This is a genomic window from Myxococcus stipitatus DSM 14675 (assembly GCF_000331735.1).
Lineage (GTDB): Bacteria > Myxococcota > Myxococcia > Myxococcales > Myxococcaceae > Myxococcus > Myxococcus stipitatus.
In genome coordinates this window covers 4,365,462-4,387,931 of the sequence record NC_020126.1, presented here as the reverse complement: position 1 = coordinate 4,387,931, position 22,470 = coordinate 4,365,462, and the positions used below count along the sequence as shown (strand labels likewise).

The 22,470-nt window shown below is 69.1% G+C and carries 20 protein-coding genes; 5 read left to right on the top strand and 15 right to left on the bottom strand.

Features of this window, described 5'->3' with window-relative positions; genetic code table 11:
* The first annotated feature begins 22 nt into the window (after nt 1–22).
* From MYSTI_RS17215 to MYSTI_RS17205, 3 genes are read left to right on the top strand one after another with little or no spacing between them, the layout of a single operon-like run.
* Complete coding sequence (locus MYSTI_RS17215) at nt 23–1,153, top strand: SDR family oxidoreductase (RefSeq protein WP_015349053.1); 1,131 nt, start codon at nt 23–25, stop codon at nt 1,151–1,153.
* Nucleotides 1,154–1,202: 49 nt separating this feature from the next.
* Complete coding sequence (locus MYSTI_RS17210; protein ID WP_015349052.1) at nt 1,203–1,598, top strand: MaoC family dehydratase; 396 nt, start codon at nt 1,203–1,205, stop codon at nt 1,596–1,598.
* Between the two features lie 5 nt (nt 1,599–1,603).
* A complete protein-coding gene (locus tag MYSTI_RS17205) occupies nt 1,604–2,083 on the top strand; it encodes an FAS1-like dehydratase domain-containing protein (RefSeq protein ID WP_015349051.1) in 480 nt (159 codons plus the stop codon).
* 66 nt (nt 2,084–2,149) lie between these two features.
* Here the strand turns inward: MYSTI_RS17205 and MYSTI_RS17200 are convergent, their stop codons facing one another.
* From MYSTI_RS17200 to MYSTI_RS17160, 9 genes are all read right to left on the bottom strand, one after another.
* On the bottom strand, nt 2,150–2,869 hold the full coding sequence (locus tag MYSTI_RS17200; RefSeq protein WP_015349050.1) for a DUF8817 family protein: 720 nt from the start codon (nt 2,867–2,869) through the stop codon (nt 2,150–2,152).
* Nucleotides 2,870–2,978: 109 nt separating this feature from the next.
* Nucleotides 2,979–3,788 (bottom strand): hypothetical protein, encoded by an 810-nt coding sequence (locus MYSTI_RS17195; protein ID WP_015349049.1) that lies wholly within the window; start codon nt 3,786–3,788, stop codon nt 2,979–2,981.
* The gene (dnaK, locus tag MYSTI_RS17190) at nt 3,789–5,630 is read right to left on the bottom strand and encodes a molecular chaperone DnaK (RefSeq protein ID WP_015349048.1); all 1,842 of its coding nucleotides are present in this window, start codon (nt 5,628–5,630) and stop codon (nt 3,789–3,791) included.
* 17 nt (nt 5,631–5,647) lie between these two features.
* Nucleotides 5,648–6,985, bottom strand: coding sequence for a J domain-containing protein (locus tag MYSTI_RS17185; protein WP_015349047.1), 1,338 nt, complete (start codon nt 6,983–6,985; stop codon nt 5,648–5,650).
* A gap of 113 nt (nt 6,986–7,098) precedes the next feature.
* Complete coding sequence (locus MYSTI_RS17180) at nt 7,099–8,337, bottom strand: aspartate aminotransferase family protein (protein WP_015349046.1); 1,239 nt, start codon at nt 8,335–8,337, stop codon at nt 7,099–7,101.
* 47 nt (nt 8,338–8,384) lie between these two features.
* Nucleotides 8,385–9,788 carry an ATP-dependent protease ATPase subunit HslU gene (gene hslU / locus MYSTI_RS17175; protein ID WP_015349045.1) on the bottom strand — a complete coding sequence of 468 codons (1,404 nt, stop codon included), beginning with the start codon at nt 9,786–9,788 and terminating at the stop codon, nt 8,385–8,387.
* A gap of 10 nt (nt 9,789–9,798) precedes the next feature.
* Nucleotides 9,799–10,326, bottom strand: a complete 528-nt coding sequence (gene hslV, locus MYSTI_RS17170) for an ATP-dependent protease subunit HslV (RefSeq protein ID WP_015349044.1) — start codon at nt 10,324–10,326, stop codon at nt 9,799–9,801.
* Between the two features lie 100 nt (nt 10,327–10,426).
* On the bottom strand, nt 10,427–11,329 hold the full coding sequence (locus MYSTI_RS17165) for a tyrosine recombinase XerC (protein WP_015349043.1): 903 nt from the start codon (nt 11,327–11,329) through the stop codon (nt 10,427–10,429).
* Nucleotides 11,330–11,389: 60 nt separating this feature from the next.
* Nucleotides 11,390–13,651 carry a hypothetical protein gene (locus MYSTI_RS17160; protein ID WP_015349042.1) on the bottom strand — a complete coding sequence of 754 codons (2,262 nt, stop codon included), beginning with the start codon at nt 13,649–13,651 and terminating at the stop codon, nt 11,390–11,392.
* Nucleotides 13,652–13,863: 212 nt separating this feature from the next.
* Here MYSTI_RS17160 and MYSTI_RS17155 point away from each other — a divergent pair, with 212 nt between their 5' ends.
* The gene (locus MYSTI_RS17155; RefSeq protein WP_015349041.1) at nt 13,864–14,169 is read left to right on the top strand and encodes a hypothetical protein; all 306 of its coding nucleotides are present in this window, start codon (nt 13,864–13,866) and stop codon (nt 14,167–14,169) included.
* Between the two features lie 28 nt (nt 14,170–14,197).
* On the opposite strand, the gene MYSTI_RS17150 is transcribed toward MYSTI_RS17155, so the two are convergent.
* Together MYSTI_RS17150 and trmFO are read right to left on the bottom strand one after the other, a co-directional pair.
* A complete protein-coding gene (locus tag MYSTI_RS17150; RefSeq protein ID WP_044280687.1) occupies nt 14,198–15,865 on the bottom strand; it encodes a TolB family protein in 1,668 nt (555 codons plus the stop codon).
* Complete coding sequence (gene trmFO / locus MYSTI_RS17145; RefSeq protein ID WP_015349039.1) at nt 15,862–17,238, bottom strand: methylenetetrahydrofolate--tRNA-(uracil(54)-C(5))-methyltransferase (FADH(2)-oxidizing) TrmFO; 1,377 nt, start codon at nt 17,236–17,238, stop codon at nt 15,862–15,864. Before trmFO ends, MYSTI_RS17150 begins: the two co-directional genes overlap by 4 nt.
* A gap of 283 nt (nt 17,239–17,521) precedes the next feature.
* Here trmFO and MYSTI_RS17140 point away from each other — a divergent pair, with 283 nt between their 5' ends.
* Nucleotides 17,522–17,908: a TraR/DksA family transcriptional regulator gene (locus MYSTI_RS17140; protein WP_015349038.1), complete on the top strand. Its 387-nt coding sequence runs from the start codon at nt 17,522–17,524 to the stop codon at nt 17,906–17,908.
* Nucleotides 17,909–17,959: 51 nt separating this feature from the next.
* Here the strand turns inward: MYSTI_RS17140 and MYSTI_RS17135 are convergent, their stop codons facing one another.
* The 4 genes from MYSTI_RS17135 to topA all read right to left on the bottom strand — a co-directional run bounded on the left by MYSTI_RS17135 (nt 17,960) and on the right by topA (nt 22,469).
* Nucleotides 17,960–18,541, bottom strand: a complete 582-nt coding sequence (locus MYSTI_RS17135; protein ID WP_015349037.1) for an ExbD/TolR family protein — start codon at nt 18,539–18,541, stop codon at nt 17,960–17,962.
* Between the two features lie 3 nt (nt 18,542–18,544).
* Complete coding sequence (locus tag MYSTI_RS17130) at nt 18,545–19,063, bottom strand: ExbD/TolR family protein (protein WP_015349036.1); 519 nt, start codon at nt 19,061–19,063, stop codon at nt 18,545–18,547.
* A 19-nt stretch (nt 19,064–19,082) separates the two neighbouring features.
* Entirely contained in the window at nt 19,083–19,823 is a 741-nt protein-coding gene (locus tag MYSTI_RS17125) for a MotA/TolQ/ExbB proton channel family protein (RefSeq protein WP_015349035.1), read from the bottom strand.
* 75 nt (nt 19,824–19,898) lie between these two features.
* Nucleotides 19,899–22,469 carry a type I DNA topoisomerase gene (gene topA / locus MYSTI_RS17120; protein ID WP_015349034.1) on the bottom strand — a complete coding sequence of 857 codons (2,571 nt, stop codon included), beginning with the start codon at nt 22,467–22,469 and terminating at the stop codon, nt 19,899–19,901.
* Between the last annotated feature and the right edge of the window lies 1 nt (nt 22,470).

The following is a 22,470-nucleotide window of genomic DNA, read 5'->3' as shown; positions in this document are numbered from 1 at the left end:
GGACGGGTATGCTGCGCGCGCAATGAGCGAGACGCGCAAGAAGGCCGGCGCCGGGACGTACTTCGTCACGGGTTACCCAGGGTTCATCGGCAAGCGGCTGGTGGAGCACATCGCCCGGGAGGATCCGAAGGGGCACATCTACGCGCTGGTCCAGCCCAAGGCGCTCAAGGAGGCCCAGAAGCACGCGGCCCGCTTGAAGGGCGCCACCGTGGAGCTGCTCACCGGTGACGTGGTGGACATGCACCTGGGCCTGTCCGGCGAGGAGTACCAGCGCCTGTGCGAGCGGGTGACGGACATCTTCCACCTGGCCGCCGTGGCGCAGCTGGGCGTGCCCAAGGACACCGCGTGGCGCGTCAACGTGGACGGCACGCGCAACATGCTGGAGCTGGCGCGCGACTGCGAGCACCTGGCGCGCTTCAACCACTTCTCCACCTGCTACGTGTCCGGAGACCGGCTGGGCGTCATCGCCGAGGACGAGCTGGACCGGGGCCAGGGCTTCCGCAACCCCTACGAGGAGACGAAGTTCCAGGCGGAGCGGCTCGTCACCCGCGCCGGCGCCACCCTGCCCATCACCATCATCCGGCCGTCCAGCGTGGTGGGCGACTCCCGCACGGGCGAGATCGACAAGTTCGAGGGGCCCTACTACCTGGGCATCCTGCTGGTCACCTCACCGCTGGTGGTGCCGCTGCCGCTGCCGGGCAACGGCGTGGCGCCGCTCAACGTGGTGCCGGTGGACTTCGTGGTGGAGGCGGTGTGGCGGCTGTCGAAGGACCCGCGCGCCGTGGGCCGCACCTTCCACCTGGTGGACCCCAATCCCATGAGCGCGCGCCGCGTGTACGAGCTCATCGCGGAGAAGGCCAACAAGAAGCTGCCCCGCTTCAACCTCTCCGCGCGCGCCGCCGACGTCATGCTGCGGCTGCCGCTGCTGGAGAAGCTGGCCCGCCCCCAGCGGGCGGCCATCAGCTACGTCAACCACCTGGCCATCTACAACTGCCACAACACCCTGGAGCTGCTGGACGGCACGGGGGTCCGCTGCCCTCCCCTGTCCTCGTACCTGGACCAGCTGGTGGCCTACGTGCGGGAGCAGTACCGCAAGCGCCGCGAGGGCTCCGAGGTGGAAGACCCGCTGGACCAGGGCACCGCGACGGGGTGAGTTGACGGAGGGTGACGCCGGGCGGGGCCGTGATAGACCGGAAGGCCTCATGGCACGCTCCTTCCAGGTAGGCGATACCTTCACGCACGTCCGCGAGTGCGACGTGTACCGGCCCATCTACTACGCGGGCGCATCCGGCGACTTCAATCCCATCCACATCGACCCGGAGGTCGGCAAGGTGGCCGGCCTCGACGGCGTCATCCTCCAGGGGCTCTGCACGCTGGGCTGGGCGGTGGAAGCCGTCGCCGTCTTCGTGGGCGACCCGGGCCGCATCCGCAAGGTGAAGGTGCGCTTCTCGCGCCCCGTTCGCCCCGACGACACCGTCACCTTCGAGGGCCGCGTCACCGCCATCGAAGCGGGCCGACTCACCACCGAAGTCACCGCCACCAACCAGCGCGGCGAGGCCGTCCTCAAGGGCGCCGTCGTCGAAGCCTCCATCGGATAGACACCATGGCCATCGACAAGCGCTTCATCGGCCGGGAGTACGGCCCGTTCACGTACACGATCGGCGCGGAGAAGCTGCGCGAGTTCACCTTCGCCGTGGGAGGTGCGCACCCCGCCGCCGGAACCCCGGGCGAGCCCCCCGCCCACGTCAGTCCCCTCCTCTACGACGACCAGGCCGCCAAGGCGGGCCCCTATGGGGACTTGATTGCCTTCCCCAGCTTCGCCGTCGTCTTCGCCATCCGCCCGTTCGCCAGCGCCGTCGCGGACCCGGAGCTCGACCTGAACCTGCTGATGCTCGTGCACGGTGAGCAGGAGCTGGAGTTCCTGGACGTCATGCGTCCCGGCGACGTGATGACGACCACGGGCCGCATCTCGGATGTCTACGAGAAGGCGGGCAAGCAGTTCCTCATCGCCACCACCGAGTCGCGCAACCAGCGCGGCGACCTGGTGGTGAAGGGCACCTGGACCGCCGTCGTCCGAGGGTAGTGCCCGTGCCGAGGCCAGGGGCTCGACGGCTCCTGGCCTCCTCGCTCGACGCGCGAAGCGCCGCGTCTACTTCGCGGCCTCGATGAACTTCCGCACCGCGGCGTGCTCCTCCCGCAGCGAGTCGCGCTCCGAGGCCGAGAGCGCCAGTGCGTCCAGCTCGCGAAGCCGCTCGCGCGCCCGGTCCGAGCCCGACAGGACCGCGGCCAGCTCCGCGCTGGCCAGGATGACCCGAGCCCGCTCCAGCACCGTCCCGCCTCCGGGCTTCTTCAGCGCGCCGTCGAGGACCTTCGCGGCCATCGCGTCGTCCCCCTTGAAGTCACGCAACCGGCGCGCCGTCTTGAGGGCCTTGCCCAACACGGAGGCGGGCTGGGCGTCCGTGTCGACGTCATCATCGCCATACCCCTCCGGCTCGTCCTTTCGGATGAACATGACGGAGTTCCCATTCGGGTCGACGACGGTGAAGCGAGACTGCCCCTTCTTCATCCGGGTGATGCGCGGCACACCCCGCAGCGGAACCTTCCCATAGCCCTGACGAAAGGCCTCCGAGAACTCCGCGTGCAGCTTCTCCACCTCGCTCACGATGATGAGACAGACGCTGTAGGCGGCCGCGGGGTCCAATCCCTTCACCCCGAAGAAGTGGAGCTCCGCCCCCTGGCGGTTCGTGGCCGCATAGGGATTGGGCGCGCGCTGCTGATACGTCGTCTTGAAACCCAGACGGCCGTAGAACTCGAGGGTCGCCCCCAGCTCGACACACGGGAGCGCGGGGATGCTGGAATCAGGGTCCATGGATGCGCCTCACGCAGGCCGCGCGCACGGACTCCACTTCCAAGGGCGCACGACCCCCTGAAACTGTCATCATGACAGGAACCTGTCAACTCGGCTTCCCAATCGCGGCTCAGGCCGCGGCGATGACCCCCTCGTCGAGGAGCTGCGCGAGGATGCGGGCCGTATCCAGGCGCGTCATCCCCGACAGGGAGAACACGTCCTCGAACGTCACCGCGCCATCAATCTGCGCGAGGACGAAGCCCGCGCGGTGGTCCAGGCTGAGCCAGATGATGTCATCGGGTTGGAGCCGAACCCGAGGCACCCGGCCCAGGTCCCCGAGCTTCGACTCGAGCATGCCCATCAACATCCGCTCGCTGCGCGCACGGAGCGCCTCGACGCGAGGGTCGCCCGGAGCCAGCTCCTGCGCCTTGAAGAGCAGGTCCACCGCGCCCGAGTGGTCATCCAGCTCCAGCAGGTCCGTCGCGCCACGGAGCAGCCGCTCCAGCTCGTTCTCGCCTGCGGGGACGCCGTACTCGTCGGTGTCGCCATCGGGGACACCGGACTCCTGGGTCGTGGGGGTCTCGTCGCGGGCCAGCAGGGCCAGCACGTCGCTTCCGGGGACCGGCTCGTCGAACTCCGGCAGCAGCACGCTGGGCGAGCGCTCCTCGTCCTCCTCCTCCAGCGGACCGCCCTCCCCTTCGGCCCACGCGCCCCAATCGCCGTCGAGGGACGCCAGGGGCGCGATGTCCGCGGGAGAGTTCAGCGTTGAAGCGCCCCGTCCCACCGGCGCGTCCAGAGAGGCCAGCGCCTCGCGAGCGCGGACGTTGCCCATGTCCAACACGAGTGCCCGCTCGAACAGCTTGCGCGCCCCCTGCGGGTCGCCACTGAGGCGCAGCCACTGCCCCGCCTCGACGAGCTGGTTGGCGCGCTCCGTGGTCATCTAGCTCCCCATGCCGCCTCGCGCGGCGCCCTTGAGGCTGGCAAGGCATCCGGCGAGCAGCTCACAGGCGCGGCCCAGCGCTCCCGTGTCCTCCCCCGCGCGAACGCGCCGCGCGTGCTCCAGCACCTGCTCGGCGCGCGGCACCACGTCCGGAGCCAGGCCCCCGCCACCGGGCAGGAGCCTCGCGCGGGTCAGCGCGTCCATGACATCGCGCGCGAGGGTGTCCAGCTCCACGCGCTTGGACTTCAGCTCCTCGGAGATGCGCGCGGCCATCAGGTAGCCGCGCTGCTCGTCCATGATGCGCTTGAGCTCCTCCTCGGTGAGGCCGCTGGAGGCGGTGACGGTGATGGACTGACGCAGGCTCGTCTCACGGTCCCTCGCGGAGACGGACACGATGCCCTCCGCGTTGATGTCGAACGTCACCTCGATTTCGACCTGCCCCTTCGGCGCCTCGCGAAGGCCCGTGAGGACGAACTCCCCGAGCAGCTCGTTCTGGTGCGCCTGCTCGTGCTCGCCCTGGAGCACCATGATCTTCACCAGCCGCTGGAAGTCCTTCGACGTCGCGAACACCTCCGTGGCGGACGTGGGCACCGTCGTGTTCTTCGGGATGATGCGTCGCACGTAGCCACCGGCGATGGCCACACCCAGGCTCTGCGGCGTGACGTCCAGCAGCAGCAGCTCGCCCTCCTGGGCCACCAGCGCATGCGCTTGGATCGCCGCGCCCAGGGCCACCACCTCGTCGGGGTGCACGCCCTTGCAGGGCTCGCGACGGAAGTAGGTGCGCACGGCCTCGACGACCTTGGGCATGCGCGACATGCCGCCCACCAGGATGACTTCCTTCAGCTCCGACGCGCGCACGCCCGCTTCACCCAACACCTCCGTGGTGATGCCCACCACGCGCTCGGCCAGGTCGGAGGTCAGCTCCTCCAGCTTCTCCCGCGACAGCGCGGCCTGCAGGTGCAGCGCGGCGCCAGCGCCCGGAGGCGTGCTGATGAACGGCAGGTTGAGCTGCGTCTCGCGGACGCCGGACAGCTCCACCTTGGCCTTCTCCGCCGCGTCCTTGAGCCGCTGCAACGCCATGCGGTCCTTGCGCAGGTCGATGCCGTGCTCCTTCGCGAAGCCGAAGACGAGCCACTCGATGATGCGGTTGTCCCAGTCCTCGCCGCCCAGGTACGTGTCGCCGCCGGTGCCCACGACGTCGAAGACGCCCTGGTTGATCTCCAGCACGGACACGTCGAAGGTGCCGCCGCCCAGGTCCAACACCGCCACGCGGCCATTCACCGTGCGGCTGAAGCCATACGCGAGCGCCGCCGCGGTGGGCTCGTTGATGATGCGCAGCACCTCCAGGCCCGCGATCCGGCCCGCGTCCTTGGTGGCCTGGCGCTGGGCGTCGTTGAAGTACGCCGGCACCGTGACGACGGCCTTGCTCACCGGACGGCCGAAGTGCGCCTCCGCATCCGCCTTCAGCTCCTGGAGGATCATGGCGCTGAGCTCGGGGACGGCCAGGTCCCTGCCGCCCATGCGGATGCGCAGGTCGTCGTGCTGCCCCGCCACCACCTCGTAGGGCAGCGTGCGGAGCGCGTCCTGCACCTCGTGCGAGGAGAACTTCCGGCCGATGAGCCGCTTCGCCGCGTACACTGTCTCCTGCGGGTTGGTGATGGCCTGGCGCTTGGCGATGCCGCCCACCAGGCGCTTGCCGTTCTTCGACACCGCCACCACCGAGGGCGTCAGCGTCTGGCCCGTGCGGTTCTTGATGACGACCGGCTGCCCGTCCTGGACGGTGGCGACGATGCTGTTCGTCGTCCCCAGGTCGATGCCGATGAGAGGTTCGGACTCAGCCATGGCAGAGCGTGTCCATCCTAGAAGGTCCAGCGCAGCTTCTTGAGCGCCGCCTTGGCCTCGGCGTTGTCCGGCTCCAACTTCGCTGCATCCTCGAACACCCGCTTGGCCAGCTTCTTGGACCCGGCATCCATGAGAATCCGCCCCAACAACAGATGGTGCTCGACCCGAGCCCCCTGGAGGTCCACGGCCCGCTGCGCCAGCGCGCGAACCTCGCCCACGTCCTGGCCCTGCTGAAGCCCCTGCTTCGCCGCGCGATACGCGGCCTCCGCGTTCGCCCCATCCAGCGAGTACGCCAGCCGGAACGCCGCCAGCGCCGCCACGTCGTCGCCGTGCTGCTCCAGCTCACGCCCGCGAGACACCTCGACGGCCGCGCGCTGCTCGTCATGCTTCTTGCGGGCTTCGAGGAGCAGCGTCGCCACCTCGCGGTTCTTCGGGTCCAGCGTCTGCACCTGGTGGAAGTCCTGGTACGCCCGCTCCCAGTCCCCCCGAGCCACCGCCGCCTTGCCCCGCGCCACCAGCTCCGAGAGCTTCACGTTGCGCGCCATGTACGGATGGCGAGCCAGCCGAGCCTGCCGCTCCGCGCGCCGGGCCTCCGACTCCGCGTCGTTCACCGGTGCGGGCGTGGGCGGAGGCGGCGCCGCGACGGGCGTGGGGCGCGTCAGCGAGCGCGGCACCGGCGTGAGGGGCGTCAGCTCCATCGCGGGGTACGACGCCGCGGAGACGGGAGCGGGCGAGGCCGCGGGAGCGGCGGGCGCCGGTGCGGGCGTGGACGCCTGCGCGAGCGCCGGGTGGGCCTTGAGGTACGCATCGCGCTTGTCCTGCTGCGTGAGGACGTTGTGCGCGTCGGTCAGCCTCCGGAAGATGCGCTCCATGCGCGCGCGGAAGCTGCCCAGGTTCTTTCCGAAGTAGCGGTCCGGGTGATAGCGGCGCGACGCGTTGTAGTACGCCTGCTTCACCTCGGTGGCGGGGGCCCCCGGCCGCAGCCCCAGGACGGCGAAGTGGTCCAACCCGTCCAGGGCCCGCTCCAGGTCGATGATCTCCTTCTTCCGCTCCGGCTCCAGGTCGACTTCCTCGGCCAGGGCCGCATCCACCGCGGGCGCGGGCTGGTTCCGAGGCACCACGCGCGCGGGGACGATGGCGCCCTTCGCGCGAAGCGACAGGAGCAGCGCGATGGTGCGGGCCTCACCCAGGGTGGAACGTGACAGCACCAGCTCGATACGCTCCACGCGGCCAACGAGTGACAGCACCGCGGTCTCCTCCGGCGTGAGCTGGAGGCGAGCGGGGTCCACGTTGGGCACAGTGGCGATGTGGTCTGTCCGAGCCCCCAGGCCGACAATCGTGTTTGGCGCGCTCACAGGACGGTCCACGAACGGGTTGCCGAAGGTGGAAAGCCTAGGTTTGGGGGGAGCGGGGCGTCAAACACCCAGTTTGCCCCCACCCAGGCTTCCCCCCTCCAGGACACCAGACTCTAGAGGGCGGCCAGCACCCGCTCGATGATGGCCAGGCTCTGGTCCAACTCCTCACGGGTGATGGTGAACGGTGGGGCGAAACGGACCGTCCTGTCTCCGGCGGCGTTGCCCAGCACCCCCCCCTCGCGCAGCTTCGCGAGCACCTGGGGCGCGTCCCGGTCCATCTCCAGGCCCACGAGCAGGCCCTGGCCACGGACCTCCACGACGCGGCCCGCGGGCAGGCGCCCCTGGATCTCCCGGAGGCGACCCAGGAACCAGGCCCCCTTGGCCGTCACTTCCTCCAGGAACCCCGGCCGGCGAATCACGTCCAGGACGGCGTTCGCGGCGGCCGCGGCCACCAGGTTGCCGCCGAAGGTGGAGCCGTGGCTGCCCGGAGACAGGCTCGCCCCCACCTCGTCGCGGCACAGCATGGCGCCGATGGGCAGGCCGTTGCCCAGCGCCTTGGCCATGCTGATGGCGTCCGGGAGGATGCCTTCGCGCATGAAGCCGAAGGGGATGCCCGTGCGGCCCATGCCCGTCTGGATCTCATCCACCAGGAGCAGCAGGCCCTTCTCGTCGCACAGCGTGCGCAGGCCCTTGAGGAAGCCCGGCGGAGCCTGCCGCACCCCGCCCTCGCCCTGGATGGGCTCCACGAGGATGGCGGCCGTGGTGGGCTTCACCGCGGCGCGGACCGCGTCCAGGTCGCCGTAGGGCACGTGCTGGAAGCCCGCGGGGAGCGGCTCGAAGCCCGCATGGTACTTCGGCTGCCCCGTCGCCGTGACGGTGGCCAGGGTGCGGCCGTGGAAGCTGCGCTCGAAGGTGATGACCTCGAAGCGCTCCGGCATCCCGCGGTCCTTCATCACCTTGCGGGCCAGCTTCAGGAGCGCCTCGTTCGCCTCCGCGCCGGAGTTGCAGAAGAAGGCGCGCGGCAGGCCGCTCCACTCGGACAGCTTCGCCGCCAGGTCGATCTGCGGCTGCGAGTAGAACGCATTGGAGACGTGCCACAGCGAGTCCAGCTGCGCGTGCGCGGCCGCCACCACCTCCGGATGACAGTGGCCCAGCGCACACGTCGCCACGCCGCCGATGAGGTCCAGGTACTCACGCCCGTCCGCATCCCAGACGCGAGTCCCTCGCCCTTTGACCAGGACGATGGGCTGCTGCTTGTAGTTCTGCAGCAGGTGGCTCTTGGCCTTCTGGATGAGGGTGTCGTTGGAGGCCGGGGTGGCGGTGGCGGGTACGGGCTGCGGCAAGGGGGTCACCTTCCTTGAGCGTGAGTGGGACGGCTGCTGGCGCGCCATATAGCGCGCTACAGGATGTAGCGCGACAGGTCCTCGTCCTGGATGATGGCGCCCAGGCGCTCGCGCACATAATTGCCGTCCACCTGGAAGTCCCGAGGCCCCAGCTCACTGGCGGAGAAGGACACCTCGTCGAGCAGTCGCTCCAGGACGGTGTGCAGGCGGCGAGCACCGATGTTCTGCGTGCGCTCGTTCGCCTGCTGGGCGATGCGCGCCAGCTCCGTCACGGCGTCGTCGGTGAAGGACAGCCGCACGCCCTCGGTGGCCAGGAGCGCGGTGTACTGCCGCAGCAGGGAGTTCTTCGGCTCCTTCAGGATGCGGATGAGGTCGTCGCCGGAGAGCGGCTCCAGCTCCACGCGGATGGGGAAGCGGCCCTGGAGCTCCGGGATGAGGTCGCTGGGCTTGGAGACGTGGAACGCTCCCGCGGCGATGAAGAGCATGTGGTCCGTCTTCACCATGCCGTACTTGGTGTTGACGGTGGAGCCCTCGACGATGGGGAGGATGTCGCGCTGCACGCCCTCGCGCGAGATGTCCGGGCCTCCGCCGCCCTTGCCGCCACCCTCGCGGCTGGCGATCTTGTCGATTTCGTCGATGAACACGATGCCGCTCGACTCGGCGCGGGCCACGGCCTCGCGCTGCACGCGGTCCGGGTCCACCAGCTTCTGGGCTTCTTCCTGGCGCAGGAGCTGGAGAGCCTCGGGCACGCGCACCCGGCGGCGGCGCGTCTTGTTCATGCCCGGCATGTTCTTGAAGAGGTCCTGGAGGTTGACGCCAATCTCCTCCATCCCCTGCCCCGAGAAGCCGCGCATGAAGGTGGGCGCGCTGTCGCTCATCTCCAGCTCGACGAACTGGTCATCGAGCGTGCCCGCGCGCAGCTGGGCGCGCAGCTTCTCGCGCTCGGAGTCTCCCAGGCGCTGTGGCGCGGGAGGAGGCGGCGGCGAGAAGCCGAACGGCGGCGGCGAGGAGGGCGTGCGCGGAGCGCCGTTGTTCGAGAGCAGCTCCATGAGCCGGTCCTCGGCCATCTCCTCGGCGCGCGGACGGACCTTCTCCGTCTCCTCGTCCCGCACCAGCGAGATGGCGGCTTCGACGAGGTCGCGAATCATCGACTCCACGTCGCGTCCCACGTAGCCGACCTCCGTGAACTTGGAGGCCTCCACCTTGACGAAGGGCGCCTGGGCCAGCTTCGCGAGCCTTCGGGCAATCTCCGTCTTCCCCACGCCGGTGGGGCCCATCATGATGATGTTCTTCGGATGGATTTCGTCGCGCAGGTCGTCGGAGACCTGCTGACGGCGCCACCGGTTGCGCAGCGCGATGGCCACCGCGCGCTTGGCGGCACTCTGACCGACGATGTAGCGGTCCAGCTCCCCCACCACCTCGCGGGGCGTGAAGGTGGAGGTCTTTCGCGTCTCAGCCAAGGGGTGGCTCCTAGAGCTCTTCGAGAGAGATGTGGGAGTTGGTGTAGATGTCGATTTCACCAGCGATGGTGAGCGACTGGTGGGCCACGTCGCGCGCGGACATCTGGGTGTGCGCCATGAGGGCTCGCGCGGCGGCGAACGCGTACGGACCTCCGCTGCCCACGGCGGCGATGCCGTAGTCCGGCTCAATCACGTCACCCGCGCCGGAGAGGATGAAGGTCTTCTCCCGGTCCGCGACGATGAGCAGGGCCTCCAGGCGCCGCAGGAAGCGGTCGGTGCGCCAGTCCTTGCCCAGCTCGACGCACGCGCGCGCCATGTTCTTCTGGTGCTCCTTGAGCTTGCCCTCGAAGCGCTCGAACAAGGTGAAGGCATCGGCGGTGCTGCCCGCGAAGCCGGCGAGGACCTGCCCCTCGCCCAGCTTGCGGACCTTCTTCGCCGTGTTCTTCATCACCGTCTTCTCGAGGGAGACCTGGCCATCGCTCGCGATGGCGACCTTCCCGTCGCGCCGCACACAAAGAATGGTGGTGCCGTGGAACATGGAGCGGGTTTAACAAGCCGCGCGCCACGTTTCCAAGGAACACCGCCTGCCTGTCCGCTCCCGCACCGTTTCTCCGGGCGCGGGCGCGGCGGCCTCCGCCTCACGCCCGGGGATGGGCGGCGTCGTAGACCTGCTGGAGCTGCTCCCAGGTGACGTGGGTATAGCGCTGCGTGGTGGACAGGCTCGCGTGGCCCAGCAGCTCCTGGATGCTGCGGATGTCCGCGCCGCCGCCCAACAGGTGCGTGGCGAAGGAGTGGCGCAGCGCGTGCGGACTCACCTTGCGAGCCAGCGCGCACTTCAGCACGTGCGCGTCCAGGTGGCGGCGGATGCTGCGGGGTGTGAGCCGACCGCCCCGGAAGTTGAGGAAGATGGCCTCCGGAGCCTGCGTGGGATGGGGCTCCGCGAGCAGCTCTCCCCGGCGGGCCAGGTACGCCTCGAGCGCGCGGATGGCCTGCGCGTTGACGGGCACGAGCCGCTCCTTGCTGCCCTTGCCCATGACGCGAATGATGCGCCCACGACGGTCCACGTCGAGCAGGTCGAGTGAGCACAGCTCGCTGATACGCAGCCCGCCGCCGTAGAGCAGCTCCAGGATGGCCTTGTCCCGGAGGCCCAGCACGGACTTCAGGTCATGCACGTCCAGGAGGGCGAACACCTCCTCCACGGGCAGGACCTTGGGCAGCGCCTTGGGCAGCTTCGGGCTCTTCACCAGCTTCGCGGGGCTGGCGGGGAGCAGCTTCTGCCGCACCAGGTACTTGTAGAAGGACTTGATGGAGGCCAGGCGCCGGGCGCGGCTCGCGGGGGCATGGTCCACGCTGAGCGTGCCCAGGTAGCCGCGAATCGCGGCGTGAGTCCCGGCCAGCAGCGACAGCTTCATCCGCTCGGTGAGGTAGCGCTCGAAGTCGACGAGGTCGATGAGGTAGTTGCGCACCGTGTGCGGTGACGACCCCTTCTCGTCCTCGAGGTGGACCCGGAACTTCTCCAAGAGCGGCGACAGGTTCGTCATGGCGGGCAGGAGCGTAGGGGGCCCGGAGAGCCTCGCAAGATTCCGGGCCCCGCGAAACGCCTACTTCGCCGGAGCCGGAGCGGGCGGGGCCGCGGCCGGAGGAGGCGGCGCCGGGACGGCCGGGGGCGCGGGAAGCAGCGCGACGCACGTGGCCTCCGACAACCAGGCCTTCTCGCACACCCACGTGAGGATGGGGTTTCGCACCTGCCAGAGCAGGACGAACGCGATGAGGACTCCCAGCCCCAGGCGCGACCAGCCCGACAGGCCCTCCGTCTCGCCATCGTCCTCCATCTGCGCGAGCAACGCGGGGCGCACCATGTCCCGGTGGTCCACGCGGGAGCCCTGAGGGAGCCGGGGGCGACGTGTCACCAGGGTGGAGAGTCCTCGCGTGAGCATCAGCCGGTCATTGAGCGCCCAGCCCGAGCCCTCCAGCAGCAGCGCCAGGTTGCGCCGGCGCAGCTTCAGCCAGCCCATCAAGCCCGCGGGGGCCATCACCACGATGGCGATGATGGACGCGGCGGTGATGACATCCGCCATCGACAGCGACTTCACCTGCGAGACGATGAAGGCGAACGATGAACCCAGCGCCGCGGCCGCGATGCTGCCGGCCGCGAGCACCCCGGCGAGCCCCCCTGGAGCCGCCTGCGCGGGAGCCGCCGCGGTCGCGGGAGCCGCCGGCGGCTTGGCCGTCGCCGCGTGCGTGTAGCCCTCCTCCAGCGCCGCGTCGAAGGTCTTCTCCCCCGCGGTCGCCATGCCCTCCACCTTGTTGGTGACGAACGAGGCGATGCGCGTGAAGGGCATGGTCATCGACTCCCACAGCGACACGGGCTGGCGGATGACATGCGTCACGGTGGCGTCGTGCTCCACGCCGTCCACGTTGTAGAAGACGCCGCGCTTGCCCACGACCAGGTCCGTGCTCCGGCCGCGCGTGACGGGCACCGCCACCTCGTAGCCCGGCGTGCCGTCCTTCGGCGCGACCTGCACGTAGAGGACACAGGTGGTGCCCTGGCTCGTGAGCGAGGTGTGCTCGGCGCGGTTCTTCACCAGCACCGACAACGTGTACTTGCGGCCGCCCAGGATGAGCGTCCCCTTCTCCATCAGCGCGGGCGCCTTGGGGAGGTACAGGTTGGGCATGCTGATGAAGTTGTTGGCGAAGACGAGCAGCCAGCGCTGATACAGCACCAGGCGCTCCACCTCGACGATGGCGGCCAGCGTCGGCGCCAGCGCGAGGTCCGCCTGGCACGCGGCGTCCATCGCATCCAAGTCGGCGAGCGACACCGACGCCAGCGAGCCCGCGAGCTTGTGCAGCGGATTCGCGTCGCGCTGCGCGAACCACGCGAGCACCGCGTCGGCCTTCGCCACCAGGTCCCTCCACGCCGCGTCCGACAGTCGCTCCAGGTCGCCCGTCACCGGGCCAGCGACGTCGCGGCGGAACGCCTGCAACTGCTCATACGCGGGACCGCGCAGGAGCCGGGACCACTCGAGAACACCGGAGGCCTCGGGCGCCGCGATGGGCAGATCTCCCACGGCCTTGCCCAGCGCCGCGGCGTCTCCCAACGCGCCTTCGACGCGCTCCGCGCGCAGCCGCAGGCTCGCCGCGGCCTCGGGCTGCGCGGCCACCAGACGGCACTGGAGGAAGTACGTGTCCAGGAGGGGCGCCACCTCGCGGATGCGCCGCGCTCGCGCCTCGCTGTCCTCCCCCCAGACGAAGACAGCGCCGCGCGTGTCCAGGTGCTTGAGCAGCGCCTCGCGCTCCTCGCGGAAGCGCTTCAGCGTCGCCGGGTCGACCCCTGCCTCGCCCGAGCGGTTCTTCACCTCGGGGAAGCTCGCCATGACGTCCTTCGCGAGCGGGCGCAGCGACTCCGTCAGGAGCGCGGGGGCGACGATTCCGTCCCCGTTCTGCCCCGACTTGCGCAGCGCCTTGTCGCTCTCGCGGACCTGCGCCAGCGAGATGCGCCCCAGGTCCTGCGCGCCCAACGTGCGCAGGATCATCTCCGCCGCGCCACGCAGGTGCGCCGCATCGGTGGACAGCGAGGCCAACTCCAGCACGTCGCTGGCCGCGTCGGCGCCACGCCGGTCCTTGAGCAGCTTCGCGGCCCAGGCCACGGCGGCGCGAACCTCCGCCACGCGGACGCGCCCATTGCCGTCCGAGTCCATGAAGGCGAGGAAGGCCGGGTCACAGCTCAGCCCTTCCAGAGGACAGGCCGTGGCAATCCACTGCGTCTCGGGGATGCGCGCGGCCTCCACGAGCACGTCGAAGGTGGGGATGTCGACCTGGAGCGAGCCGCCATAGCGGCGATAGACAAGCGGTGTCGAAGTCATACGGGCGGCGGACCTAAGCACACCCGGAGACGCCTCGCACGGGCTCGAGAGAGCATTCCTTCACGAGGCAGAGCGCTCGCCTGTCACCTCGGACCCAGTGTCCAGACACATGGACGCGGCCCACGGCCAACTCAGCGGAACACCGAGGAGACAAGGGTGGCGTCCGCCGTGCAATCGGCGCGCGGCACACCCTTTCCCGAAAGCCCCGCACCATGGACACGACCGCCGAGTACGACGACCGCTTCCACCTGAGCCGCAAGCGGTACTACGAGCTGCTCGCGCTCTCCACCCTGTGGTTCACCGTGAACGACACACCGCTGCTGCCGATCGGGTTCTTCTTCGCGCTGCGCTACGTGGGCGTGAACTACGAGACGACGTTCTTCCACTCGCTGCGCACCGGCCGCAAGGTCGCCCTCGCGTGTCTGGGCATGGCGCTCTTCTCGCTGCTCGTGCTCGGGCCGCACGCGGGCTTCAGCGTCGGGGACGGGGGCGTGAGCTTCCACCTCTCACTGCGATAGCCCCTGCCCCCCCCGAGCACATCGCCCGCTACGGCAGGGCGGACACGCTGTAGACGCCCGCCTTCGCCCCTTGCGAGATGATGTAGACGGCCCGCGCTTCGTCCTTGCCACCGAAGTGCACGGGCACCTGGACACCCTGGTCCAGGAGCTTCCGCTGCTGGGTCTTCGCGTCGTACGCCGCGATGTCGTAGGTGTCCGAGTCCATCCGCGCATACGTCGCCAGCACGCGCTTTCCATCCGCGGACAGCTTGTAGCTGAAGATGCCCTGGAGCCAGGTCTGCGGGTCCGCCTTCTGGGGCAGCTCCAGCGCCTTGAAGTCACAAGCGCGCCCGTTGCGGATGCAGTTGGAGCGGAACACCACCTGACCGTTGCCCGGCATGAAGCCGTAGCCGAAGACGCCGCGGTGGACCTTCTCCGCCTTCTCCGCGCCCAGCGGGTAGAGCATCAGGTCCACGGAGTACTCGGGCTTGAGGAAGCGCGAGAGGAACGCCACGTAGCGCGCATCCGAGCCCCATACGAAGTTGGGCACCCGGTCCCCCACCCGCTTCGGCGCCCCATCCGGCAGCGAGGCCACGGCCATCAACCCGGCACGCGCCGTCACGTCGTACTTGTCCAGGAAGCCCACCGCCTGCGAGTCGGGCGAGAAGGAGAAGATCTCCACGCGCTCGCCCACCTTGCGGCCCGGCCCACCGCTGGCGGGCCCGACGTACAAGTCTCCCGGGACGTCCGGCTTGCCGTTCTCCGAGCGCGCCAGCCACTTGCCATCCGGAGAGAAGCCGAAAGCCTGCGAGGCCACGGCCAGGCGCTTCGGCTTCTGCGCCGACAGGTCGGTCAGGTACAAGTCATAGAGCCCGCGCACGGACTCGCTGCGGACCTGGAAGGCCACGTGGGTGCCGTCCGGTGACACGGCGTAGTCGCCCACCTGGTCCGCGAGCTTTCGCGGTGCGTCCTCGGGCTTCTCCACGGACACCACGGCCAGCCCCCCCGCGGCGGACAGGCGGCGCTTGAGCAGCAGCGACTTCCCATCGGCGGTGAACTGCGCGGTGCTCACCTCGGCCGCCACGTCCACGAAGGGCCCCGAGGGCAGCGGCCCGAGCTTCAGCTTGCCACCGTCCACGAAGGCGAGCTTCGTGCCGTCCGGAGACGGAAGCATGTAGCTGACGGCCGTGCCCAGCACGACCGGGTCCGCCTTCTCGTCATCCAGCACGGCCACGTTGAGCGAGCCCGACTGCGAAGCCGGGTTGTAGCCCGTGAGGAACAGCGCGTGCTTCGAGTCCGCCGAGAAGAGCAGCCCGCCCGGAACGTTCGTCACGCTCTCGCCCAGGAGCCGAGGCTCACCACCGTCGACCTTCACCACGTGCAGCGCGCCCAGCAACATCTGCGGCGGCACCCCATCCAGCCGAGGCTTCTGCCCGTTCATCAAGTACGTGGCGAAGCGCCCGTCCGCGGTGACTCGCAGGTCCGCGGCCCGGCCCGCCTCCAGCAGGAGCCCTTGCCCCGCACCCGAGGGAGCGCCGCGTCCCGAGGTGCTCGACGCGGGAGGACTGCTCGCGGGGCGCGCGGCGGCACTCGGAGCGGGCGTCGAGGGCGTGCTCCCCGCCTCCGACTCGCCTCCCTTCTTGCATCCCGCGCCCGCCCACACGAGCGAGGCCATCAGGCCCGCGCCCAGAAGTCGTCCCAGCCTCGGCCGCATCATGCGTTCCTCTGCTCCTCGTGCTCCGGGGCGCCCGATGCCGGGACACCCGCGTGCGGCAGCCACGCCGCCAGGTCCTGCTTCCCACGGGCCGAGTACGCCGCCCGCTTATCCGCCTTCTTCATCCGCCCCGTCAGGGGTGGGAAGAGGCCGAAGATGATGTTGGACGGCTGATGCGGGTAGTCCGGCGGGTGCGCCTCACCCGTCACATGGCGGAAGAGCGCGCCCAGCGCCGTCGTCGCCGGAGGCGGCACCCACTCCGTGCCAGTCAGCTTCGCGTGCAGCGCCAGCGCCACCAGGTAGCCACACGCCGCGCTCTCCACGTAGCCCTCCACGCCCGAAATCTGCCCCGCGAAGTACAGGCGGGGCTCCGACTTCAGGGACAGGTCGCTCGACAAGAGCCGGGGCGAGTCGATGAACGTGTTGCGGTGGATCTGCCCCATGCGCAGGAACTCCGCGCCCTGGAGGCCGGGGATGCAGGTGGTGAAGATGCGCTTCTGCTCGCCCCACGTCAGTCGCGTCTGGAAGCCCACCATGTTCCACGACGTGCCGGCGCGGTCCTCCATGCGCAGCTGCACCACCGCATGGGGCTCCTTGCCCGTGCGCGGGTCTCGCAGCCCCACGGGCTTCATCGGCCCGTAGGCCAGGGTGTCGTCGCCTCGCTCCGCCATGACCTCGATGGGCAGACAGCCTTCGAAGTATTTGGGTTCCTCGAAACTGTGCGGGACGACCTTTTGCCCGGCCTTCACCTCGGCGATGAACCGGTAGTACTCCTCCCGGTCCATCGGCAGGTTGAGGTAGTCGTCCCCGCCCCCCTTGCCATAGCGGCTCTGGCGGAAGGCCACCGACATGTCGACGGAATCCCCGGAGAGGATGGGGGCGATGGAGTCGTAGAAATAGAGCTTCTGCCCCACGTGCCGCTCGAGCTCCCGCGTCAGCGCGTCCGACGTCAGCGGCCCGGTGGCCACCACGACGGGGCCCTCCTCCGGAAGCGTCTCCACCTCGCCCGCCACCAGCTCCACGCCGGCCTGGCCCAGGAGCGCGCGCGTAATCGCGCTGGAGAAGCCCTCGCGCTCCACCGCCAGGGCGTCGCCCGCGGGAACGCGGTGCTCATCCGCGCTCCGCAGAATCAACGAGCCCAGGGCGCGCAGCTCCGCGTGCAGCAGGCCCACGGCGCTCTCCGGGTTGTCCGAGCGCAGCGAGTTGCTGCACACCAGCTCCGCGAGCGAGTCCGACTTGTGGGCCGGAGAACGCTTGTGGGGCTTCATCTCGCGCAGCACCACCGGCACGCCCCGGCGAGCGAGTTGATATGCGCACTCCGTACCCGCCAGGCCCCCACCAATCACCGTCACCCGCTGCTGCTTCACGTCGGCCATCCTGTTCCTCCCGGGAGCGCCAGGCGCATGCCCGTCAGCAACAGTTACCAGGACTGGCACCCCCTGTCCCAGTCGCGAAACCAGGGGCGTCAACCTGGCGTCGAGGCCAGGGCCCCCGGTCCGGCCGGCCGCCCTCCGAGCCGCCGCCATCCCCGGCTGGAAGGCGCGGTTTCCCCACCTGGGTTGAAACCCTACGTTTCTCGCGTTCATCGCTCGGGGACGGCGTTCATCCGGGCGAGCGCCAGACGCACCCGAAGACGTCCACACGGAAGACGAGGCCATCATGAGCCGAGCCAAAGACTTGCTGAGGGTCCGTGAGATTCTCCAGCGCCGCAGGCGGGAAATCCTCACCACCAGCGCCGGCACGCACCGCGAGCTGACCGCGCTCAAGGAGCAGGAGCGAGATCCCGAGTACGAGGAGAACGCGCAGTCGGAGCTGGCGGACTACACCCTGTCCAGCCTCATGGAGGCCCAGCGGCGCGAAGTCATGCTCATCGACGCCGCGCTGCGCCGCATGGACATGGGCGTGTTCGGCGAATGCGTGGACTGCGGCCAGGAGATCTCCATGGAGCGCCTGGAAGCCCTCCCGTTCGCCATCCGCTGCGAGGAGGACGCCACCTCCCACGAACAGGACATGCGCGGCGGACCGTACGCCACGCCGTCCCTGTAGCGTCGGCGGCACGACGTCCTGGGGGCTCCCGGGCCTGCCCCGGGAGCGCCTTCAGTCGCCCTCTTTCTTGAGGACGACGAAGCGGTAGTTCTCCAGCTCGTTCTGCCCCGCGGTGTAGAGCACGCTGAGGAGCATGTCGTAGGGGACCTTGCGGTCCGCGATGACGGAGAGCTCCTTGCTGAAGGGCGCCTGGGGATTGCGCTCGGCGATGTACTTCAGCTTCTCCACTTCCTTCTTCAGCTGCGCGTCCAGCGGGAGCACCAGCCGGCCCTGGAGGGCCTGCGCGGGAAGCTGTCCGTCCTTCAACCGCAGCACCTCACGCTCCCCCACGAGGACACTCTTCGGGGTGATGGTGACGGCCACGGTGTCCCGAGGCGTCGCGCGCGTGGTGGAGATGGGCGGCCGGACGTCCTCGGAGGCCGTCACCGCCGCGGACGACGAGGCGAACGACTTGAGGAGGAACACCAGGAGGATGGTCATCATGTCCATCATCGCGGTGATGTTCAGCTCCTTGATCTCCCCCGCCGCCTCGCGCTCCTTGCGCTTCTTGCGCGCCAGCGCCCTGCGGAAGCGCAGCCGCGCGAGGGCCTCTTCGTCGGCGACGTCGGGAGCAGGTGACAGAGGGCCGGCCATGGCTCAGGTCCCCGCCAGGGTGACGTCGGGGAACAAGAGGCGGTGCTGCGTCCCCTGCTCCTCACGGATGGCGTCCATGGTCTGGATGAGCACGTCGTACGGGATGTCCCCATCCGCGCCCACGATGACCTTCGTCTCCTGGGGGAACTCGGCCTTGATCTTCACCATCCACGCGTTGAGCGCGGCGTAGTCGTAGTCGCCGGCCTTCGTGGGCACCGTGGGCTCGCCCTGCTCTCCCAGGACGGCGCTCTCGCTGCTGACGAAGTGCCCCTTGCGGGAGATGAGCACGGACAAGGTCAGCTTCGGCTCGTCGGTGGGCGAAGCCTGCGTCACCCCGGCGGGCGCGGGCCCATAGGCCGGGGCGCTCACGTTCAGGATGCCGAACGAGGCCAGGCCGGTGATCGACAGCAGCATGAAGATGATGAGGTTCATGAGGATGTCGAGGTACGGGACGATGTTCAGCTCGCCCGTCTCCTCGTCCTCGCGGACCTTCAGCTTGCGGCGGGAGTAGTAGAACGCCATGGAGCGCGCTCGCCCGGAGCTACGACGCTCGGGCCTCGAGCTCCGTGGCTGACGGGTCCACGCTTCCGCGCCGGGACAGGAGGTTCTCCAGCTTCAGCGCGTTGAGCTCCAGGTTCTCCACCAGCGCCTTCGCGTACGACGTGAGGAACAGGTGGAAGACGATGCAGAGCACCGCGATGGAGAGCGCGAAGGCGGTGTTGTTCATCGCCTTGGAGATGCCGTCCGACAGGAGCATCTGCTTCTGCTCCGCGGGCACGTTGCCCAGCGCCTGGAACGTGCCGATGAGGCCGAAGATGGTGCCCACCAGGCCCACCAGCGTGGCGATGTTCGCCAGCGACCACAGCCAGGGAATCCGCTTCGACACGTGGGGGCTGTGCTCGACGAGCGCCTCCTCCACCGCCTTGGCCACCTCGATTTCACCCCGGTTCGCGTGCACCAGCCCCGCGCGGATGACCTTGGCCAGCGGCGCCGCCGGCGCCATGCCGCACACCTTCACGGCACGGTCCAGGTTGCCGCTGCGCACCAGCTTGGAGATCTGCTCCATGAAGGGCGCCGGGTTGAGGTTGTAGCGGAAGACCAGCGTGACGAAGCGCTCCACCGCCACGGCCAACGAGCAGGCCAGCCAGAAGAGGTTCACGAACATGAACGGCCCGCCATCCTTGAAGAACTTGATGACGGAGTCCGTGAAGCCCAGCTTTCCCGCGTCCGCGGCCGCGAGGCTCGCGTTGACCAGCAGCTCGCTCACCACCGAGGAAATCATTGGCCGGGTTGTAGGGCGGGCCCGCCGAAGCTGTCAAGCCGCGGTCAGGCCAGCCCCCCGTAAACACTTGGGTTTTCAGGCCGCGGAGGAAGTCCCGGGGTCTGTGGGTACGCCTGCCTGCTCCGCCACCTCACGCCGGTAGCCACACTCCTTGTTCGGGCAGGCGACGTACGCGCCGTCCCGCTTGGAGAACTTCTGGAGCAGATACGGCGACGCGCACTGAGGGCACGCCTCCGCCAGGGGCCGGTCCCACGCGGCGAAGCGGCAGTCCGGGTAGCGGTTGCAGCCGAAGAAGATCTTCCCGCGGCCGCTGCGGCGCTCCGTGAGGTAGCCCTGCTTGCAGTCCGGGCAGCTCACGCCGATGGAGATGGGCTTGGACGTCTTGCAGTCCGGGTAGCCCGAGCACGCCATGAAGCGTCCGAACCGGCCGCGCTTGATGACCATGGGCTTGGAGCACTTCTCGCAAAGCTCGTCCGTCGTCTCTTCCTCGACGATGACGATCTTCCCCTCGGCGTCCCGCTTGAAGTCCTTCGTGTTCTTGCAGTCGGGGTAGTTCGAGCAGGCGAGGAAGTGCCCCATCTTTCCGAACTTGATGACGAAGTGGTTGCCGCACTTCTCACAAGCGATGTCGGTCTTGATCTCCTCGCGCTTGACGTCGCGCATCTCCGCCTTCGCCTTCTCGAGCGTCTCCTTGAAGGGCCCGTAGAAGTCGTGCAGCACGGCCTTCCAGCTCGTGCCACCGTCGGAGATCTGGTCGAGCTTCTCCTCCATCGTCGCGGTGAAGGTGACGTCCAGCTCGTGGGGGAAGTGCTTGACCAGCATCTCGTTGGTCATCTGCCCCAGGTCGGTGGGCCGGAAGCGCCCCTCCAGCTTCTCCACGTACTTCTTGTCCTGGATGGTGGAGAGAATGGCCGCGTAGGTGGACGGGCGGCCAATGCCCTTCTCTTCCAGCTCCTTCACCAGCGTGGCCTCGCTGAAGCGCGGGGGCGGCTGGGTGAAGTGCTGCTCGTGCAGGAGCTTCTGCAGGGCCAGCTTGTCGCCATCGTTGAGGACCGGGAGGTCACCCACCGCGTCCGCGCCATCCGCCGCGTTCTCGTCGCCGGCGGCCTTGGCCTTCTCCTTCTCCGCCTCCTCCTCTGGCGTCAGGCTCGCGCCGTACACCGCGAGGTAGCCAGGGAACTTCAGCGTGCTGCCCGAGGCACGGAACGTGGCCCGGCCTGCGGAGATGTCCGCGCTCGTCTGGTCATACACGGCGGGCTTCATCTGGCACGCGACGAAGCGGTTCCAGATGAGCTCGTAGAGCCGGTACATGTCCTGCTCGTCCATGGCCTCGAAGAAGGGCCGCACCCGCTCCGGCGGGTACTCCAGGGACGTGGGACGGATGGCTTCGTGGGCGTCCTGCGCGCTCTTGCGGGACTTGTAGACCACCGGCTCCTCGGGCAGGTAGTCCCCGCCATACTTGGTGCCGATCATCTCGCGCACCTGCTTCACCGCGTCGTCGGACAGACGCGTGGAGTCGGTACGCATGTACGTGATGAGCGCCGTCTGGCCTTCCTCGCCGAGGGGCACACCCTCGTAGAGCTTCTGGGCCAGCGTCATCGTCTTCTTCGCCGTGAAGGACAGCCGGTTGGCGGCCTCCTGCTGGAGCTTGGAGGTGATGAACGGCGCGGGCGCGTTGCGGCGACGCTCGCGGCGGTCCACCTTGGCCACGGTGAACTCGGCCCCCTGCAGCTCGGAGACGAGCGCCTCCGTGCCGACGCGGTCCTTGAGCTCCACCTTCTTGCCGTCCACCTTGGACAGCTTCGCCTTGAACGGCGGCGGACCCGACGGGCCCTCCAGGAGCGCGTCCAGCGTCCAGTACTCCTCGGGGACGAAGGCCTTGATCTCAGCCTCGCGCTCCACGATGAGGCGCACCGCCACGGACTGCACGCGGCCGGCGGACAGGCCCCGGCGGATCTTCTGCCAGAGCAGCGGGGAGATCTGGTAGCCCACCAGCCGGTCCAGGATGCGCCGCGTCTGCTGCGAGTCGTAGTTGTCCTGGTTCAGCTCACGCGGCTGGGCGATGGCCTCTTGAATCGCCTTCTTCGTGATTTCGTTGAAGGTCACCCGCATCGCGTCCGGATGCGCGAGCTCTTCCTTGATGTGCCAGGCAATGGCCTCGCCCTCGCGGTCGGGGTCCGTGGCCAGGAAGACCTTGTCGGCGGACTTCGCCATCTTCTTCAGCTCGTTGAGCACCTTCTCCTTGCCCTTGATGACCTCGTACTCGGGCTGGAAGTCGTGCTCCACGTCGACGCCCATCTTGCTCTTGGGCAGGTCCTTCACATGGCCCACGGAGGCCTTCACCGAGTAGCCGGAGCCCAGGTACTTCTTGATGGTCTTCGCCTTGGCGGGCGACTCGACGACGACCAGGTAGTGCGGCCCCTTGCCGCGCGGGGTGGCCTCCTCCTCCGCGTCCGCCTCCACGGTGGGCAGCGCGTCGTCATCCCCCTTCTTCTTCGTCGTGCGCCGGCGGGCCGCGGCCTTCTTCGCCGTGGCCTTCTTGGCCGCAGGCTTCTTCTTGGCGGCCGTGCGACCGGTCGCCTTGCGGGGCGCCTTCTCCTCGGTCGCCTCAGTCTCTTCCGCCTTCTTCTTCGTCCGCGTGGCCATG